An 18,773-nucleotide genomic window follows, 5' to 3' on the forward strand; every position below is an offset into this window, starting at 1 on the left:
GCGGGTTGGTTGATGGCGCCCCGCCGGGCGTCCATCGCCGCGTCGAGTCGGGTGCCATTCGACCATCGCCGGTCTGAAAGGAGCGTCTTCACGCGGTGAGGCGTGTTCTCACCGCTCGCTGACACGGTCTACACGCATCCGGGCGGGCGCGCGACCCTGTTGCCTCATCGGCAATGCACGCCGGACCCAAAAAAAAGGGCAGCTTTCGCTGCCCTTTTCCATCGCATCGGGGTCGATGAATTACTTCTTCTTGACCTCGAAGGCTTCGTTGCCCACGGCCTGGCCGTTGAGCGACACGGTGACCTTGTACTTGCCTTCCGGCCACTCGTTCGGATTCTGAATCTTGAACGTGGTGACGGCCGGGCCGTCGGTGCTGATCGACTGGCTGATGTCGCTGACCGTGGTGGTCGTTTCGCCGTCCTGGAAGGTCCACTTCGCGTTCAGCGTAGCGCCGGCAGTGGTGCCTTCGGTGGCGACCGAAGCGTAGATGGTCTTGTCGCCCGGGGCGAAGGCGTTCTTCGCCTTGGCGACCTTCTTGTCGGCGCCGACGGCGCTGCCGAGGGTGACCGAACCGACCTTCAGCGACTCGCTGGCGGCGGCGGGCGCAGCCGGGGCGGCGGCCGGAGCAGCCGGAGCGGCAGCGGCGGTGGGCGAGGTGGCAGGCGCGGCCGGCGCCGTGGTCGCCGCCGCAGGGGCGGCAGCCGGAGCCGGGGCGGTCGCGGCAGCGGCCGGCGCGGTGTTCTGCTGCTCTTCCTTCTTGCCGCAGGCGGTGAGGACCAGCAGGCCGGCGACGGTGGCCGTGCAGAGGGCGTACGAGCGGAAGGAAAGCTTCATGTCTGGATTCCGGAATGACGAGTCAGGTTCGAACGGGGCGGTATCGGGGCCGATCCCCTTGGCCGCCGCAGAGTACAGGCTACACAACTAAAGGCAAGACCAATGAAGAACGCATGAATGTGTCATTCATTATTGGCGGGCGCCGCGCGGGTTGGCCGGCACGGCGGCCGGGTCCGTGCTGCGGAACGGATTGATGTCCAGGCCGCCACGACGGGTGTATCGGGCGTACACGGACAACTCGCGGGGCGCGCAGCGGGCCGTGACATCCATGAAGATGCGCTCGACGCACTGCTCGTGGAATTCCGTGTGGTTACGGAAGGAGACGAGGTAGCGAAGCAGGCCCGCGCGGTCGATCGGCGCGCCGGTATAGGCGATCTGCACGCTGCCCCAGTCCGGCTGGCCGGTGACCGGGCAGTTGGAGCGGAGCAGGTGCGAAACCAGTACTTCGCGGGCGTCCCCGTCGTTCGTGACGAGGAAATCCGCCCTGGGCGGGCCGTAGCTGTCGAAGTCCAGCTCCTGCGTGTCCAGCAGCAGGCCTTCCGGCTCCGAGATTGGAGTGCCGTCCAGCTCGCCGGGCGCGTGCAGGACGATGCCGACCGGACCACCCGCGGCGGCTGAGAGATCGCGGACCAGTGTCTGGCGCAGTGTCGCCGCATCGGCCACGCGTTCCTGGGCAAAGCTGTTCAGATACAGCTTGAACGACTTCGATTCAACGATGTTGGGCGTCGTCGCCGGAAAGCGGAATTCAGCCACCGCCACGTGCGGCTTGCCGCGTTTATCCAGCCACGAAAGCTCGTAGCCGTTCCACACGTCCACCCCGTGGAAGGGCAACGCGGCTTCCGCCACGCCGATCTCATCGCGCTTGCCCTGGCGGGGAATGGGAAACAGCAGGCCGGCGTCGTAGCGATCCGCGTAGACGGTGGACTTGCCCAGGGGCGAATGTTCGGGGGACGACATGGCGGCAACGGCGGCGGTAAAGGCCGCCATTATAAGGGACGACCGCCCCGCGACCGGGTACCGGTATCGGGGCGGCTGTCCGGGCGTTCAGGCGTTGACGAAGCCCATTATGCTGCTCTGATAACGATCGCCAAGCGCCGCATCCGGCGGGAACACCGCGTCGATCTCGGCGATCTCGGTAGCCGTAAGGCTGACGTCATCGGCGCCGGCGTTTTCCTTCAGGTACTTCACACGCTTGGTGCCTGGGATCGGCACGATGTCCTCACCCTTCGCCAGCACCCACGCCAGCGCCAGCTGACCCGGCGTGCAGCCCTTGTCGGTGGCGAAGCGGCGGACCTTTTCGACGATCTCGAGGTTCTTCGTGAAGTTCTCGCCCTCGAAACGCGGATTGTTGCGGCGATAGTCGTCCTCGGCGAAGTCGTCCGGCGAGGTGATCGCACCGGTGAGGAAGCCTCGGCCCAGTGGGCTATACGCGACCAGCCCGATGTCGTGCTCGCGGCAGGCGGCCAGCGTGCCGGTGGTTTCCGGATCGCGCGTCCACAGGGAGTACTCGCTCTGCAGGGCGGTGATCCGGTGTACGCCCGCCGCCTTGCGGATCGACTCGGCCGAGGCTTCGGAAAGACCGAGGTAACGCACCTTGCCTTCCTCGACCAGCCGCGCCATGGCGCCGACGGTTTCCTCGATGGGCACGTTGGCGTCCACGCGGTGCTGGTAATACAGGTCGATGTGATCGGTCTTCAGGCGGCGCAGGCTGCCTTCCACCGACTCGCGCACGTATTCCGGGCGACCGCTGATGCCGCGCTTCGACGGGTCGTTCGGATCGCGCACGATGCCGAACTTGGTGGCGAGGAACACCTTGTCGCGACGACCGCCGAGAAAGCGGCCAATCAGTTCTTCATTGGTGTGCGGGCCGTAGGCGTCGGAGGTGTCCCAGAAGGTGATGCCCAGATCCAGCGCCGTTTCCAGTGTCGCGATGGACTCTTTCTCGTCGCCGGGGCCGTAGAACTCGCTCATGCCCATGCAGCCGAGGCCCTGAGCCGATACGTCCGGTCCGTTCTTACCGAGTTTGCGTGTCTTCATGCCTGTTTCCTGCGCGGGGAGGTGGGGGTCTTTTCGCGGGGCCGCGCCGTGGGCGGCGGGGGCGCCGTCACGGCGGGAGGCGCCGGTTCAGGGAATGACACACCTTCCTCGCCATACGCGGAGCGGTACATGGCGATCTTCTTGTCCAGCCGCGCGATCGTCTCGGTCAGGGTGACCAGTTCGTCGCGCAGAAAAGCGGCGTGGCGTGCCAGCAGGTCGCCGCGCAGGCGGATGCTGTCGGGCGTCTCACCCTGGCGGCGCAGCTCGGAATACTCCTGCAGCGTACGCATCGACATGCCGGTGGCGCGCATGTGGACGACGAAACGCAGCAGGGCGAGCTCGTGCTCGCCGTATACCCGCTGGCCGCTGCGGCGCGGCACCGGGTCGATCAGGCCGATCTGCTCGTAATAACGCAGGGTATGGACGGTCAGGCCGGTCGCCAGGGCGGCCTCGGCGATGGTCAGGTAGGTGGTCATGCCGAAAGCCTACGCCTTCGAGTGCGCTCTAGGTCAAGCGCCTCTTTTTATGCGGCTGCGGGCAGCGGCTGCACGGGTGTCGGCTTGTACTCGCTGTCCAGCGCGATCATCGTGAACGTACCCCGCGTGCACAGCTCGCGCGCGCCGGTGATCAGATCCTCGGTGTACATCGCCACGTCGATCTTCATCGACGTACGGCCCACCGAAATCACCGTGGCGATCAGCTCGACCATCTGGCCTTTGCGGACGGGCACGTGGAAGTCGACCTGCTCCGAACGGGCGGTGACGACGATCTGGCGGGAGTAACGCGAGGCCGCCAGAAAGGCGGCCTTATCCATCCACGCCAGCGCCTGGCCGCCGAACAGCGTGCCGAGGTGGTTGGTGTGGTCGGGGAAGACGATTTCGAGGACGCGAGCCTCGGTGGGGCGGTCGATAGCGGTCATGGGGGACGAGTCCTGTTGCAGTGCAGCATGCATCATACAGGGTCCCCCGTTCCCTCAGAACGACTGGTCGAACGCGACCTCGCCCTGCACGCCGACCTGGTACGACGACACGCGCCGCTCGAAGAAGTTGGTCAGTTCCTGCACGTCCTGCAGGTCCATGAAGTCGAACGGATTCTTCGAGCCATACTTCTTGGGCATGTCCAGCTGGACCAGACGCTGGTCGGCGCAGTATTCGAGGTACTGGCGCATGTCGTTGACCGACAGGCCGGCCACGCCGCCCGAGAGCACGTCGGCGGCGAACTGGGTCTCGCAGGCGATGGCGTCCTCGAGCATCGCTTCGACTTCCTGGCGCATCTGGTCGTCGAAGAGGTCCGGCTCCTGCTCGCGCACGGTGCGCACGACCTCGAAGGCGAACGCCATGTGGCCGGACTCGTCGCGGAACACCCAGTTGGTGCCCGAGGCCAGGCCGTGCAGCAGCCCGCGCGAACGCAGGTAGTACACGTAAGCGAAGGCGGCGAAGAAGAACAGACCTTCGATGCACGCGGCGAAGCAGATCAGGTTGAGCAGGAACTGGCGACGGTGCTCGCGCGTCTCGAGACGGTTGAGGTTCTGGATCGAGTCGATCCACTTGAAGCAGAACTCACCCTTCTGACGGATCGACGGGATGCTCTCGATCGCGGCGAAGGCCTTGTTGCGCTCGGCCGGTTCCGGAATGTAGGTGTCCAGCAGCGTGAGGTAGAACTGCACGTGCAGCGCTTCTTCGTACAGCTGGCGCGAAAGGTACATGCGCGCTTCGGGCGAGTTCACGTGCTGGTACAGATTGAGTACCAGGTTGTTCGACACGATGGTGTCGCCGGTGGCGAAGAACGCGACCAGACGATGGATCAGGTGACGGTCCGCATCCGACATCTTCGACTTCAGGTCGGTGGTGTCGAGCGAGAAATCCACTTCTTCCACGGTCCAGGTGTTGCGGATCGCCGCGCGATACATCTCGTAGAACTGCGGGTATTTCATCGGCCGCAGGGTCAGCTCGAAGCCGGGATCGAGAATATGGGTATCGCGGGTGACGGGAGAAGCGGACATCGGGCTACCTCGAATTAATTACGTGTAGGAGCGCGCCCTGCGCGCGAAAAACCAACGAAGCGGCGATGCTGGAACGTTTGGCGCAGGCAGCGGCTTCGCGCGCGGGGCGCGCTCCTACAGGGGTGCTGCGCCCCTGTAGGGGCGCGTTGCTTTTATTGGCAGGCTTCGCAGTACTCGGGGTTCTCGAGCGAGCAGAACACCGCGGCTTCGGCCTGTTCCTGCGCATCGGCGACCGGAGCGGCCGGCGTGGGCAGCGAGGCCGACGACGAGCTCACCGTGGTCTTGGCGATGCGGGTGGCGGGACGCGAACGCAGGTAATACGTCGTCTTGATGCCCGACTTCCACGCGTACATGTACATCGAGGACAGCTGACCGATGTTCGGGTTTTCCATGAACAGGTTCAGCGACTGGCTCTGGTCGATGTACGCACCACGCGCGGCGGCGAGATCGATCAGTGCCTTCTGCGGCAGCTCCCACGTCGTGCGGTAGACCTCGCGCAGCGCGGCCGGAATCGCGGCGATGCCCTGCACCGAACCTTCGGCGAGCTTGATCTGATCGCGCACGTCGGCGGTCCACAGGCCCAGCGTCTTCAGCTCATCGACCAGATAACGGTTGACGACGAGGAAGTCGCCCGAGAGCGTCTCGCGCTTGAACAGGTTGGACACCTGCGGCTCGATGCACTCGTAGCAGCCGGCGATCGAAGCGATCGTGGCGGTCGGAGCGATGGCGATGACCAGCGAATTGCGCAGGCCCTTGGCCTTGATCTTCTCGCGCAGCTCGGCCCAGCGGCCCTCTACGCCGGTCGGCGTGGCCGCCGGCCAGTAGTCGAACTGAAGCTCGCCGTTGGCGGCGCGGGTTTCGTCGAAGCCCGGGTGGGCACCGTCGCGCTCGGCGATCTCGTTGGACATCGACAGCGCGTGGAAATAGATCTCTTCCTGGATGCGCGTGGACAGCTTGCGCGCTTCTTCGGAGTCGAAGGGCAGGCGCAGCTTGAAGAACACGTCCTGCAGGCCCATCACGCCCAGACCCACCGGACGCCACTTCATGTTGGCCGTCTTCGCCGTGGCGATCGGGTAGAAGTTGAGGTCGATGACGCGGTTGAGCTGACGCACGGCGGTGCGCACCGTGGTACCGAGCTTCTCGTAGTCGAACTGACCGTCCACCACGTGGCGGGCCAGGTTGACCGAGCCGAGGTTGCACACGGCGGTCTCGCCCTCGGAGGTGACTTCGAGGATCTCGGTGCACAGGTTGGACAGGTGAATGACGTTTTCCGGACGCGCGGTCTGGTTGCTCGTGGCGTTCGAGCGGTCCTTGAAGGTCATCCAGCCGTTGCCGGTCTGTGCCAGCGAGCGCAGCATGCGGGCGTACAGCTCGCGCGCCTTGATCGACTTGGCAGCCAGGCCCTCGGCCTCGGCCTTCTCATAGGCGGCCTCGAACGTCGCGCCCCAGGTGTCGACGAAGTGCGGCACGATCTTCGGATCGAACAGCGACCAGTCGCCGTCGGTCTCCACGCGGCGCATGAAGAGGTCGGGTACCCAGTTGGCCAGGTTGAGGTTGTGCGTGCGGCGCGCGTCGTCGCCGGTGTTCTCACGCAGCTCGAGGAATTCCTCGATGTCGGCGTGCCAGGACTCGAGGTACACGCAGGCGGCGCCCTTGCGCTTGCCACCCTGATTCACCGCCGCGACCGAGGCGTCCAGCGTCTTCAGCCAGGGCACGAGGCCGTTGGAATGACCGTTGGTGCCCTTGATCAGCGAACCGCGCGAACGGATGCGCGAGTAAGCCAGGCCGATACCGCCGGCGAACTTGGACAGTTGGGCCACGTCGCCGTACTTGGCGTAGATCGACTCCAGGGCATCCTGCGGCGAGTCCAGCAGGAAGCACGACGACAGCTGCTCGTGCGCCGTACCGGCATTGAACAGGGTCGGCGAGCTGGCCAGGTATTCCAGCGACGACAGCATGCGATACAGCTCGAGCGTCTCGGCCACGTCGTTTCCGCCGAGCGCGCAGGCGATGCGCATGAAGAAGTACTGCGGCGTTTCGATGACGAAGCGCTTCGTCGGGTGACGCAGCAGGTAGCGGTCATAAACCGTGCGCAGGCCGAAGTACTCGAAGCGGCGCGAACCGGTCGTGTCGATGGCGTCGTTGAGCTTGCGCGCATTGACCTGGACGAAGTCACGCAGACGCTCGTTGAGGATGCCCAGGTCGAAACCGGTGGAGATCGACTGCGAGAACGACTGGATGTCCTGACCGGATACTTCCTTGTCGACGAAGGCGGCGAGCAGGCGTGCGGCCAGTTGGCCGTACTCCGGTTCCTCGGCGGTGAGCGCCGCGGCGGTACGGATCGACAGCTGGTCGAGTTCCTGCGTGGTGGCGCCATCGTAGAGTCCGCCGATAGTCTTCAGGGCGACGCGCATGGGGTCGACCGCGAACAGGCCGTCGGCGCTGCGGGTCACCGCGCGCACGATCTTGTTCACGTCGACGACTTCCTGGCCGCCGTTGCGCTTGGTGACGCGCATCTGGCCAGGGTTGTGCGGGGGCGTCAGCGCGAACGCCGGCGGCGGGTCGTTGCGGTAGCCGGCGGCAGGCGCCTTGTCCGTGGTGTTATTGGCGGAGACGGCGGCATCGGCCGTCTCGGTGCGCTCGCGCGCGGAAGAATCCATCGTGGTCATTGTCTTGGCTCGCCCCAGGTTCTATCACCCGTTCCCGGTCGGCTGGCTCGTGAGGGATGGGGCTGATGCGGGAAACGGCCGGGGACGGAGCGCGCCGCGAAGGGGCTCCGGTCCGCGACGTGCTTCCCCGCGGAAGCCGTCACCACTATCGAGGCCTCCCGGGCACCGATTGCTGGCAGGTCTTCGGACTCATGGACATGGACCTTTCGGTCCGCCTACCCGTCGCTTCCCAGCCCCCGAAGGACCAGTGCATTGAACGGGATCGTTTCCATTTACCGCTGCGGGGCAGTTCCGGATTCGCACCGGATTCCCTATTAAGTCCGACGGGCAGTCGCGCCTCTCCGGACACCAACGGGACACACCATATAGGCGGGGGTTGGCAGCGTCAACACAAGATGTAGGGTGTCGCCGCTATGTGCTTGATCCGCCGCAAGTGATTTTTTGCAACCCCTTTCCCGTCCCGCGACGAAGAGGACCATGAGGGTTTTGTGAAGATCGTCTACACAAAGCGCATGACCTCTAACCGATAACATCTGCGATCCCTCATAGGATCGCTCGCTAGATGACCTTGACGTTCGCGCTGCAGGAACATGCCCTGGTCACCGATGCGTTCGACGCGCTGCCCTTCGGCTTCACCGCCGTCACGGCGGATGGCGAGCTCCTGTATGCCAATGCCTGGATGACGGCACGCCTCCGCGACGCGGGTGCGTGCGGCTTTCTGACCTGGTGGAATGAGGAAAGCCGGTCTCGCCTCGAGACCGCCTTGTCGCTTGCTGACGCCGGGGGCGTCCGAGAGCTGGCCCTGGGCTCTGTGGAGGGCGCCACCTGGCGGGTCTCGATCGAGCCGTGGCGCGCTTCGGCGCTGGGCCAGGCGTCCTTCGTGGTGAGCATCCGCCCGCTGTCCGGGCAGACCGAGGCCGCGCGCACCATCGAAGAGCGTCGTGTGGCGCTGATCGAGGTCAGCGACATCCTCCGCGAAGTCGAAGATCCCGCCGAGATCGCCTACCGCGTGGCCGAGGTACTCGGCCGCGCGCTTCATGTCAGCCGTGCGGGCTATGGCTCGGTGGACACGATCGCGGAGACCATCACGATCGAGCGCGACTGGAACGCGCCGGGCATCGTCACGATCGCCGGTGTCCTCAACTTCCGTGAATACGGCTCCTACATCGACGATATCAAGGCCGGCCGTACCGCGGTCGTGTCCGATGCGTACAAGGACCCGCGCACGATCCATACGGCGGACGCGCTGGCGTCGATCAGCGCCACCTCGTTCATCAACATGCCGGTGACCGAGCGTGGCGGCACGGTGGCGCTGCTCTATCTGAACCACGAAAGCCCGCGGGAGTGGCCGGAAGAAGAGATCGACTTCGTCCGCGAGGTCGCCCATCGCACGCGCGTCGCGGTGGAGCGCCGTCGCGCCGAGGCCGAGCTGCTCGAGTTCGCGCACAGTCTGGAGCGTCAGGTCGCCGAACGTACGCTGGAACGCGACCGCATCTGGCGCCTGTCGAGCGACATCCTCGTCGTCGCCGACACCGACACCCGCCTGCTCTCGGTCAACCCGGCGTGGACCGCGATTCTCGGCTGGAGCGAGCGCGACACCATCGGCCGCTCCTATCTGGACTTCGTGCATCCGGACGACACCGGGCGCACTGGTGAGGAAACCGAGCAGCTGGCCGACGGTGTGGCTACGCTCCGTTTCGAGAACCGCTACCGCACCGCGGACGGTGGCTTCCGGCACCTGTCCTGGCGGGCGGTCCCGAGTGAGGGCATGATCTTCGCCGTGGCGCGTGACGTCACCAGCGAGCGCGCACGCGACGCTGAACTGGATGCCGCCCAGGAACAGCTGCGCCAGGCGCAGAAGATGGATGCGATAGGCAACCTGACCGGTGGCGTCGCGCACGATTTCAATAACCTCCTGCAAGTCATCAGCGGCAATCTGCAGCTGCTTGGCGCGGATGTGTCGGGCAACGAACGGGCCGAGCGGCGCGTCGCCAATGCGATGGCCGGCGTCACCCGTGGCTCCAAGCTGGCCGCCCAGTTGCTCGCCTTCGGCCGGCGTCAGCCGCTCGCGCCCAAGGTCGTCAACATCGGTCGCTTCATCCGCGACATGGACGAACTGTTGCGCCGCGCGCTCGGTGAGGCCATCGAGGTCGAGACCGTCATCGCCGGTGGCTTGTGGAACACGCTGGTCGATCCGTCCAATGTCGAGAACGCGCTGCTGAATCTCGCGATCAATGCACGCGACGCGATGCACGGGCAGGGCAAGCTCACCATCGAAGCCGGTAACGCCTTGCTCGACGAGGCCTATGCCACGGCACACGGCGACCTGCGTCCGGGCCAGTACGTCATGCTCGCCGTGACCGATACCGGTACCGGTATTCCGCACGACATCCTCGACAAGGTGTTCGATCCCTTCTTCACGACCAAGCCGGAAGGGCGTGGAACGGGCCTTGGCCTTTCGATGGTCTACGGCTTCGTCAAACAGTCCGGCGGCCACGTCAAGATGTATAGCGAGGCCGGTGAAGGCACGACGGTCAAGATCTACCTGCCGCGTTCGACGCAGAGCGAAGATCGCGTGGTAGCCATCGAGGAAGAAGCGGTGCGCGGCGGCGACGAAACGATTCTCGTCGCCGAGGACGACGAAGCCGTGCGCGAGACCGTGGTCGGCATGCTGGGTGAACTCGGCTATCGCGTGCTCAAGGCGCGTGACGCGGAGAGCGCCCTGTCGATCATCGAAAGTGGCATCGCCATCGACCTGCTGTTTACCGACGTGGTCATGCCCGGTCCGCTGCGCAGTCCGCAGCTGGCGCGCAAAGCCGTCGAGCGCCAGCCGGGGATCGCTGTGTTGTTCACCTCGGGCTACACGGAGAACGCCATCGTCCACGGTGGCCGTCTCGACGAAGGCGTTGAACTGCTCAGCAAGCCGTACACGCGCGAGCAGTTGGCACGGCGTGTGCGTCAGTTGTTGAGCTCGCGCGTCCCGCGCACGATCGCCGAAACGGTATCGGCACCGGCTGCCGGTTCCTCAGCGTCGTCTTCTGCCGCGCTGCGTCCTCTGCGTGTCCTCGTCCTCGAAGACGATGCGCTGATCCGCATGTCCATTGCGGAGATGCTGGAAAGCCGCGGGCACACGGCGTTCGAGGCGGGCGACGGCAACGAGGCGATCCGCCTGCACGGTGTCGAGGGCATCGACGTGCTGCTCGCCGATGTGGGCCTGCCCGGCATGAGCGGTGTCGAAGTGGCGGAGCGCCTGCGCGAGAACCAGCCGGAGCTTCCGGTGATTTTCGCTACAGGCGATCACCTGGCGAATGGCGTTCAGCGCGATTCGCATACGGCGGTCATCATCAAGCCCTACGGCGTCGCCGATCTGATGGAAGCGCTGGGACGGATTACCCGGGGCTGACGGCGGCCAGTACACCGGCCGCCACGAGGACGACACCGGAAGTCAGGGCAGGGTATTGCCCCCCGTCACCCCGTACGTCTCACCGGTAATGAAGCTCGACTCCTGGCTGGCGAGCAACACGTACAGTGGCGCACATTCCACCGGCTGGCCCGGACGTCCCAGCGGTACGTTCTTGCCGAACTCCACCACCTTCTCCTGCGGCTGACCACCGCTCGGCTGCAGCGGTGTCCAGACCGGACCCGGCGCCACGGCATTCACGCGGATGCCCTTCTCGATCACCTGCTTCGACAATGCCTTGGTGAAGGCGACGATCGCCGCTTTCGTCGGCGCATAGTCCAGCAGGATGTCCGACGGCTCATAAGCCTGAATCGAGGCCGTGTTGACAATCGTCGCGCCCGGCGGCATGTGTTCCAGCGCAGCCTTGCTCAGCCAGAACAGCGCGAAGACGTTGGTGCGGAACGTCGCTTCGAACGACGCGGTGTCCAGTTCGTCGATCGACTTACTGAACTGCTGACGGCCTGCCACGTTGGCGAGGATGTCGAGGCCACCGAGTTCCTTCACGGTGCGCTTGACCAGATCCTTGCAGAACGCCTCGTCGCTCAGGTCACCCGGCACGGCGACGATGGTGTGACCTTCGCCGCTGAGCAGCGCGACGACCTCGTCGGCATCCTTCTGTTCGGACGGAAGATAGTTGATCACCACACTGGCACCTTCCCGCGCGAACGCGATCGCCGCCGCGCGGCCGATGCCGGAATCACCGCCGGTCACCAGTGCCTTACGGCCTTTCAGGCGACCGTTACCGCGATAGCTGGTTTCGCCGTGATCGGGTTTCGGTGACATCTCCTTTGCGAGACCCGGCGCGGGCTGCGGCTGTTTGGAGAAGTCGGGTTGCGGATACTGCGTGCGTGGGTCGCGCATCGCATACGGGTCGTTCATGACATCGGTCATGGGGAAGTCCTCTTGGGTGGGGAGGACGTCAGGTGTACGGGGCGGCGCGTCCATGCGCCGTCCACGCACTGTCAGTGTTCGTTACATGCCGGCCATCTTCCTGCCTTGCTTCAGTACGGCGTCGCACACCTTGCGGGTGAGCTGCGCCTTCAGGTCACCGTTGCCCGATGACGCGCCGCTGGCGCCACCCAGATTCAGCGACTTGCCGTCGCCCGACGTCAGGATGCCCCGTGCGCCATCCAGGTACCCTTTGTCCTGGGTGGGCGCGGTGTCGGTTTTCGTGTTCGATCCGCCCGTAAATTTGCCGAGCATCGAGCGGGTCGAGGAGCTGCCGGCGTCGTTGTCCGCCGCCTGGTGGTCGCCGCTCAGGCTGCCGAGCAGCTTGTCCTTGACCCCGCTGGCGCCGCTGTCGCCACCGAGGTAGTTGTTGGTCATGCAGTACTGGAGAATGCCTGCGGCGTTGCTGGCGCTGCCCGAGGTGAGCGATCCGGATCCTCCCATCATGCCCTTGAGGCTGTCGAGCTGGGCTGCGGCGGCGCCGCCCGAGGCAAGCGTGGCGGCGAGGACGATGCCGGCAATGGCGGTCTTCATGACGTGGCTCCGGTGGCGAAGGTGGGAAAGGGATAAACCTTTTCACGTTAGATGGATGTATGCGGTCTCCTCACTGCGCCTTCGCGATATGCTCGGAAGTCATCGCGCCCGAGGCCATCCGCTTGCACGCACTCCGCCGGTTCGCTTTCGTTCTTCTGCCCTTCGCTCCGCTGGCCCATGCCACCGTCAGCGTCCATGCGCCACGTGTCGAGCGCAGCGACACTCCCACGTATGTCGACGTGGCCAAGCCACGTTTTTCGTGGATCGTCCGGAGCGATCGCAACGGCACGGTGCAGACGGGCTATCGCATCGTCGTCACGCAAGCCGGAAGAACCGTGTGGGACAGCGGCGACGTACGTTCGACCCGATCCTTCGACATCGACTACGCGGGACCCGCGCTGGCACCAGGCGAACGTTACGACTGGCGTGCGCAGGTGCGTACGTCGGACGGCCAGGGTGTGGTGAGCTCGCACTTCGACACCGCGCTCGATGACTCAGGCTGGCAGGGCGCGCGCTGGATCGGCAAGGCGGACGCCACGAGCCTGCCCGCGCCGCTGTTGCGCAAGACGTTTCGGGTAAACGGCAAGGTCGATCGCGCCACGCTCTACGTGGCGGCTGGCGGATACGCGGATATGTCGATCGACGGGCAGCCCGTGAGCGACGCGGTGCTGTCGCCCGGCTTCACCGACTACGACAAGCGCGTGGAAGTCGTCGCCACCGACGTGCGGCTCGATGCCGGGGAGCATACGCTGAGTGCCGAGCTCGGCCGCGGCTTCTATGGCATGACCAACCCCAACGTCTGGCATTGGGAGAAAGCCCCGTGGCACGGGCAGCCGCGCTTGCGAGCACTGCTGCGCATCCGCTATGCCGACGGTCACCGGCAGGACATCGTCAGCGACGCGGGGTGGAAGCTCGCCGATGGCCCGACACGGCTCGACGATCTGTACGGCGGCGAAAACTACGATGCGCGTCTCGCATCCCCGTCGACATGGGCCGCCGCAAGTGAGCTGCCCGCCCCGCGCGGAACGCTCGTCGCGCAGACCGAGCAGCCCATACGGGTCGTGGATACGTTGAACGCCGTCGAGGTGACGGAGCCGAAACCCGGTACGTATGTTTTCGCTTTTCCGCGCGTTATCGCCGGCTGGGCGACGTTCGACGTGTCGGGACCGTCGGGAGCGACGGTCACGGCGCACTACGGTGAGAAGCTGATGCCCGACGGCACGGTCGACGCACGCGATGAGCATCATTATTTCAGGCAGGGTTTCCAGACCGACCGGCTTACCCTGGCTGGCGTGCGTGAGCACTGGCATCCGCATTTCTCGTACAAGGGCTTTCGCTATGTACAGGTCGATGGATGGCCTGGCGGCAAGCCGCTCCCCGGCGCGGTGACCGCACAGGTCATACACACCGACGTCGCCGAGACCGGGCACTTCGACAGCGCGAATGCGTTGCTCGACTGGATCCACCGCGCGGCCGTCGACACCATGCTCAACAATCTCTACGGCATTCCGACCGATACGCCGATGTACGAGAAGAATGGCTGGACCGGTGACGGCATGGTCGGTGCGGACATGTTCCTGCGGAACCTCGACACGGGACGCCTGCTGGCGAAATGGGTCCGCGATATCGCCGACACGCGCGGGCCCGATGGTGCCCCGTTGCTGATCGCACCCAACCCCGGCTGGGGCAAGGTGCGCGCGCCCACCTGGCACTCGGCGTACGTGTTCATCCCCTGGTCGCTGTGGATGCAGACGGGAGACCGTCGACCCATGGAGGAACACCTCGATGGCATCTCGCGCTATGTCGCGATGGAGGATGCCCGGTCGCCGGGAGGCATCGCGGACACCGAACTGGGTGACTGGGTCAGTCCCGAGACCGACCCGGGTGGCGAGAACGCGCCCGAGGACAAGCATGTCGCAGCGACAGCGTACCTCTACGGCATGGAGCGTACGGTGGCGAGCATGTATCGCCTCCTCGGCGACACGAAGCGCGCGGATGGTTTCGACGCGAAGGCTGAGATCGTGCGCGACGCGTTCAATGCGCGCTTCCTCGACCGCGACGCCGCCCGATACCGTGGGGAAGGAGACAGCGGCTACCGCCAGGCGCACAACCTGCTGGCGCTGTCGTTCGGTCTCGTGCCAGACGCGTTGCGCGAGCGGGTCGCCGCCGGCGTGGCGGCGGATGCGAAAACGCGGGGCGATCACCTCGACACGGGTGCGCTCGCGACGAAGGTGATTCTGCCGGTGCTCACCGCGACCGGTCACGCCGATGAAGCCTGGCGTATCGCGACGCAGACGACGTTTCCGAGCTGGGGGTTCTGGCGCGACCACGGGGCGACCAGCTTGTGGGAGCACTGGAAGCTCGCATCGCGCTCCAGGGGCCATTACTTCCTGGGCACCGTGGACGACTGGCTCTTTGGCGATGTCGCGGGCCTGCGTCCGCTGGAGGCGGGATGGCGCCGGTTCGAGGTGCGTCCCGCGCTGACAGCATGGCTGGACCACGCATCGGCATCGGTGATGACGCCTTATGGCGAGGCCTCGGTGGCCTGGAGCAAAGAGGGTGGGAAAGTGGTGGCCGAGGTGCTTGTGCCGGTGGGGGCGGAGGCGGTGGTGCGGTTACCGGGGCGGGGCGAGGTGGTGGTTTCCTCGGGGAGGCATCGCTTTTCCACGCCGCAGGTGAGTCGCGTGAGGGAGGCGCCTGCTCTTTACCGGATGATGCGCTGCCGCATTGTCCCTTCACATCTCTGCAATAAAGTTTGACGCCCGGCTTGCCGATAACGCCTATACGGGGAATCACGGGGGTGAGGGGCATGTCGTCGATAAAAAACTGGTTTGGCCGCACGCGGCTGAATACGCGCGTTTGGATGGTGATGACGGTCGTGGTGCTCGGCCTCTTGGCGCAGACCGTGATGTCGGGCATCGAAAGCCGCGCGGTGCAGATGCGCGACCTGCAGGACACGCTGACCCAGCACGTGGACGCGGCGATCGCCATCGTCGACGGCTACCACGCGCGAGCCGCCCGGGGTGAGATGAGCGACGTGGAAGCCCGTGTCGCCGCCCTTGAGGCGGTCGAGTCGATGCGCTGGGACGACGGCAAGGGCTACGTGTTCGCTTTCGATTCGACGCTGGCCATGCGTATGCATCCTCTGCGCCACGACGAGGTCGGCCAGAACATCCGCGACGATGCGGATGGCAAGGGCTTCCACCATTACGAGGCCATGCTCAAGGCGGATATCGCCGCCGGCCACGGCGTCACGCGTTACACGCAGATCATGCCCAAGACGAAGGAGCTGCGCGACAAGATCAGCTACTCGTCGTGGTACAAGCCGTGGGATCTGCATCTGATTTCCGGTGCCTACTTCGATGATATCGACGCCGCCTTCGCCGCGCAGCTGAAACGCGACCTGATGAAGTCGGGCATCATCGCGGTGCTCGCGATGTTCATCGTCTGGCTGTCCATGAGCAGCATCCGTACCACGGTGGGCGGCGAGCCGCGTGACGCGGTGGAGATCGCCGGGCGTATCGCCGGGGGCGATCTGCGCACCGATGGCACCACGTTCGCGGCCGCCAGCCTGCTCGGCGCGCTCGAGCGCATGCGCGCCACGCTGTCGTCCATCGTGACCGAGGTACAGGAAGGCGCACATGTCGTGTCGACCACCTCGGGCGAGATTGCCCGTGGCAACGACGACCTGTCGCAGCGCACGCAGGAACAGGCGTCCAGCCTCGAAGAAACCGCCGCGTCGATGGAAGAGATGACCGCGACGGTGAAACAGAACGCGGAGAACGCCGTCGCCGCGGATCGCCTCTCCCGGCATGCGCGTGGCGAAGCGGAGAAGGGCGGCGACGTCGTCGCCCAGGCGATGGACGCGATGATCCAGATCGGCGATTCCAGTCGTCGCATCGCCGACATCGTCGGCCTGATCGACGAGATCGCTTTCCAGACCAATCTGCTGGCATTGAATGCGGCGGTGGAAGCGGCACGTGCCGGCGAGCAGGGGCGTGGCTTCGCGGTAGTCGCCGCCGAGGTGCGCCGCCTGGCTCAGTCCAGCGCGTCCGCGTCCAGGGAGATCAAACGCCTGATCGTCGAAAGCGGCGAGCGTGTCGAAGCGGGTGCCTCACTGGTCGAGCAGTCGTCGACCGCCCTGACGAGCATCGTCGCCAGCGTCAAGAAGGTCACCGATATCGTCGCGGAGATCGCCGCCGCGAGTGCCGAGCAGTCGGCCGGCGTGGATCAGGTCAATACCGCGATCGCACAGATCGATCAGGTCACCCAGGAAAACGCGGCACTGGTCGAGGAGGCCGCGGCCGCCGCCAAGTCGATGCAGGACCAGGCCCAGTCGCTGCGCGATCAGGTGGCGTTCTTCACCGTGGACGCGGTCGAGCGGCCGGCGCTGAAAGCCTCGCCCGCCGAACGCGCCGCGCACGATGCCCGTTTCGGTCAGGTCGGCAAGGCGACCGCACCGGCCGCGACCGGCAGCGACGCCTGGGTGGAGTTCGCCTGAGGGTGTTTTATGCTGGTGCCATCGCACCGGCACGAGACCCCGCATGCACCACGCTCCCAGCTACGTCCACGGCGCAAGCGCCACGCCCCTCCTCGGGGAGACGGTCGGTGCGCTCCTCGACCGTATCGCCGGGCGCTGGCCCGACCGGCCCGCGCTGGTCGTGCGTCAGCAGGGTGTGCGCTGGACGTATGCGGAGTTCCAGGCCGAAGTCGCCCGCGTGGCGGCCGGGCTGCTCGCCCTCGGTCTGGATCCGGGCGATCGCGTCGGCATCTGGGCGCCCAATCGCGCGGAGTGGGTGGTGGCCCAGTTCGCGGCGCCCAAAGCCGGACTGATCCTGGTCAACATCAACCCGGCCTATCGTTCTCACGAACTGGCTTATTCGTTGAACAAGGTCGGTTGTCGCGCGCTGATCCTGCCCCGCGTCTTCAGGAGTTCGCATTACCTGGAGATCCTTACCGGTCTCGCGCCCGAGATGGCCTCCGCCCCGCCGGGCGGTCTGCGTGCGGCTGCGTTGCCCGATCTGCGCCACGTCATCCTGCTGGACGATGAAGCCGCCCCCGGCACGCTGCGTTGGCAGGACCTGCGCGCGGATGACGCCGCACGTGCCCGACTGCGGGCGATCGAACCGGAGCTGGGTTTCGACGACGCGGTGAATATCCAGTTCACCTCCGGCACCACGGGTGCGCCCAAAGGCGCCACGCTGACCCACCACAACATCGTCAACAATGGATTCTTCATCGGTGAGGCGATGCGTCTGACTGAGGAAGATCGTCTGTGCATTCCGGTGCCGTTCTATCACTGCTTCGGCATGGTGCTGGGTAATCTGGCCTGCGTGACGCACGGCGCCTGCATGGTCATCCCGGGCGAAGGGTTCGACGCGCTGACGACGCTGGAGACCGTGGCCGAGGAACGATGTACCGGCTTGCACGGCGTGCCCACCATGTTCATCGCGGAGCTCGAGCATCCACGCTTTCACGAGTTCGATCTCAGCACGCTGCGTACCGGCATCATGGCGGGCTCGCCCTGTCCCATCGAGGTGATGCGACGCGTGGTTCGTGAGATGCACATGAGCGAGGTGACCATCGCCTACGGCATGACCGAGACCAGCCCGGTCAGTTTCCAGACCATTCCGGAAGACCCGCTCGACCTGCGTGTGTCGACGGTGGGCCGCGTACACCCGCATGTCGAGGTGAAGATCGTCGACGAGCAGGGCCGCGTGGTACCGCGAGGCATGACGGGCGAACTGCTGACCCGCGGCTACTCGGTCATGCGCGGCTACTGGAACGACGATGCGAACACGCGCATGGCGCTCGACGAGGCGCGCTGGATGCACACGGGCGACCTGGCGACGCTGGACGATGCCGGTTACTGCACCATCGTCGGCCGGCTGAAGGACATGATCATCCGCGGTGGCGAGAACATCTATCCGCGTGAGATCGAGGAGTTCCTCTACGGCCACCCGGACATCCAGGACGTGCAGGTGTTCGGCGTGCCCGACCCGCGGCTGGGTGAGCAGGTATGCGCCTGGATTCGTCTGCGTGAAGGCTCGCCGGCCACGGTCGCTTCGATTCAGGACTATTGCCGCAAGCATCTCGCGTACTTCAAGGTGCCGCATTACGTGCGCTTCGTCGACGCGTTTCCGATGACGGTCACTGGCAAGGTGCAGAAGTATCTGATGCGGGACACGATGATCGCGGAGCTTGCCGGAGGCGAGGCGATGTAAGCCCCGCGAAAGGATGTTTCTGGGCACGATCCGGATCATCCGCGCCTCCACCTCGGATTCACGTC

The 18,773-nt window shown here is 65.6% G+C and carries 13 protein-coding genes and 1 riboswitch; of the genes, 4 read left to right on the forward strand and 9 right to left on the reverse strand.

The annotated features are described in order from the left end of the window. Positions 1 to 240: 240 nt before the first annotated feature. From FA87_RS01115 to FA87_RS01145, 7 genes are all read right to left on the reverse strand, one after another. On the reverse strand, positions 241 to 834 hold the full coding sequence (locus FA87_RS01115; protein WP_036116508.1) for a hypothetical protein: 594 nt from the start codon (positions 832 to 834) through the stop codon (positions 241 to 243). Positions 835 to 963: 129 nt separating this feature from the next. Then, entirely contained in the window at positions 964 to 1,791 is an 828-nt protein-coding gene (gene queF, locus FA87_RS01120) for an NADPH-dependent 7-cyano-7-deazaguanine reductase QueF (protein ID WP_043697110.1), read from the reverse strand. Positions 1,792 to 1,878: 87 nt separating this feature from the next. Continuing rightward, complete coding sequence (locus tag FA87_RS01125) at positions 1,879 to 2,871, reverse strand: aldo/keto reductase (protein WP_043691801.1); 993 nt, start codon at positions 2,869 to 2,871, stop codon at positions 1,879 to 1,881. Then, the gene (locus FA87_RS01130; RefSeq protein ID WP_043691804.1) at positions 2,868 to 3,347 is read right to left on the reverse strand and encodes a MerR family transcriptional regulator; all 480 of its coding nucleotides are present in this window, start codon (positions 3,345 to 3,347) and stop codon (positions 2,868 to 2,870) included. The genes FA87_RS01125 and FA87_RS01130 overlap by 4 nt, the downstream gene beginning before the upstream one ends. Positions 3,348 to 3,394: 47 nt before the next feature. Next, a complete protein-coding gene (locus FA87_RS01135; RefSeq protein WP_036116503.1) occupies positions 3,395 to 3,790 on the reverse strand; it encodes an acyl-CoA thioesterase in 396 nt (131 codons plus the stop codon). Positions 3,791 to 3,844: 54 nt separating this feature from the next. Beyond that, positions 3,845 to 4,873: a ribonucleotide-diphosphate reductase subunit beta gene (locus FA87_RS01140; protein ID WP_036116501.1), complete on the reverse strand. Its 1,029-nt coding sequence runs from the start codon at positions 4,871 to 4,873 to the stop codon at positions 3,845 to 3,847. Between the two features lie 152 nt (positions 4,874 to 5,025). After that, positions 5,026 to 7,542 (reverse strand): ribonucleoside-diphosphate reductase subunit alpha, encoded by a 2,517-nt coding sequence (locus FA87_RS01145; RefSeq protein WP_043691807.1) that lies wholly within the window; start codon positions 7,540 to 7,542, stop codon positions 5,026 to 5,028. A gap of 156 nt (positions 7,543 to 7,698) precedes the next feature. Beyond that, positions 7,699 to 7,910, reverse strand: a riboswitch (cobalamin riboswitch). 194 nt (positions 7,911 to 8,104) lie between these two features. Between FA87_RS01145 and FA87_RS01150 the strand changes: the two genes are divergently transcribed. Beyond that, entirely contained in the window at positions 8,105 to 10,945 is a 2,841-nt protein-coding gene (locus FA87_RS01150) for a response regulator (protein WP_052191075.1), read from the forward strand. Positions 10,946 to 10,987: 42 nt separating this feature from the next. Here FA87_RS01150 and FA87_RS01155 read toward each other — a convergent pair whose 3' ends face one another. Together FA87_RS01155 and FA87_RS01160 are read right to left on the reverse strand one after the other, a co-directional pair. Next, positions 10,988 to 11,893, reverse strand: coding sequence for an SDR family oxidoreductase (locus FA87_RS01155; protein ID WP_043691809.1), 906 nt, complete (start codon positions 11,891 to 11,893; stop codon positions 10,988 to 10,990). Positions 11,894 to 11,974: 81 nt separating this feature from the next. After that, positions 11,975 to 12,484 carry a DUF2501 domain-containing protein gene (locus FA87_RS01160; RefSeq protein ID WP_036116497.1) on the reverse strand — a complete coding sequence of 170 codons (510 nt, stop codon included), beginning with the start codon at positions 12,482 to 12,484 and terminating at the stop codon, positions 11,975 to 11,977. Between the two features lie 122 nt (positions 12,485 to 12,606). Here FA87_RS01160 and FA87_RS01165 point away from each other — a divergent pair, with 122 nt between their 5' ends. From FA87_RS01165 to FA87_RS01175, 3 genes are read left to right on the forward strand one after another with little or no spacing between them, the layout of a single operon-like run. Then, positions 12,607 to 15,243, forward strand: coding sequence for an alpha-L-rhamnosidase (locus FA87_RS01165; protein WP_197062351.1), 2,637 nt, complete (start codon positions 12,607 to 12,609; stop codon positions 15,241 to 15,243). A gap of 50 nt (positions 15,244 to 15,293) precedes the next feature. Then, the gene (locus FA87_RS01170) at positions 15,294 to 16,985 is read left to right on the forward strand and encodes a methyl-accepting chemotaxis protein (protein ID WP_052191077.1); all 1,692 of its coding nucleotides are present in this window, start codon (positions 15,294 to 15,296) and stop codon (positions 16,983 to 16,985) included. A gap of 43 nt (positions 16,986 to 17,028) precedes the next feature. Next, the gene (locus FA87_RS01175) at positions 17,029 to 18,708 is read left to right on the forward strand and encodes an AMP-binding protein (RefSeq protein ID WP_043691811.1); all 1,680 of its coding nucleotides are present in this window, start codon (positions 17,029 to 17,031) and stop codon (positions 18,706 to 18,708) included. The last annotated feature ends 65 nt before the right edge of the window (positions 18,709 to 18,773 follow it).

Source organism: Luteibacter sp. 9133 (assembly GCF_000800155.1).
GTDB classification, from domain to species: domain Bacteria; phylum Pseudomonadota; class Gammaproteobacteria; order Xanthomonadales; family Rhodanobacteraceae; genus Luteibacter; species Luteibacter mycovicinus.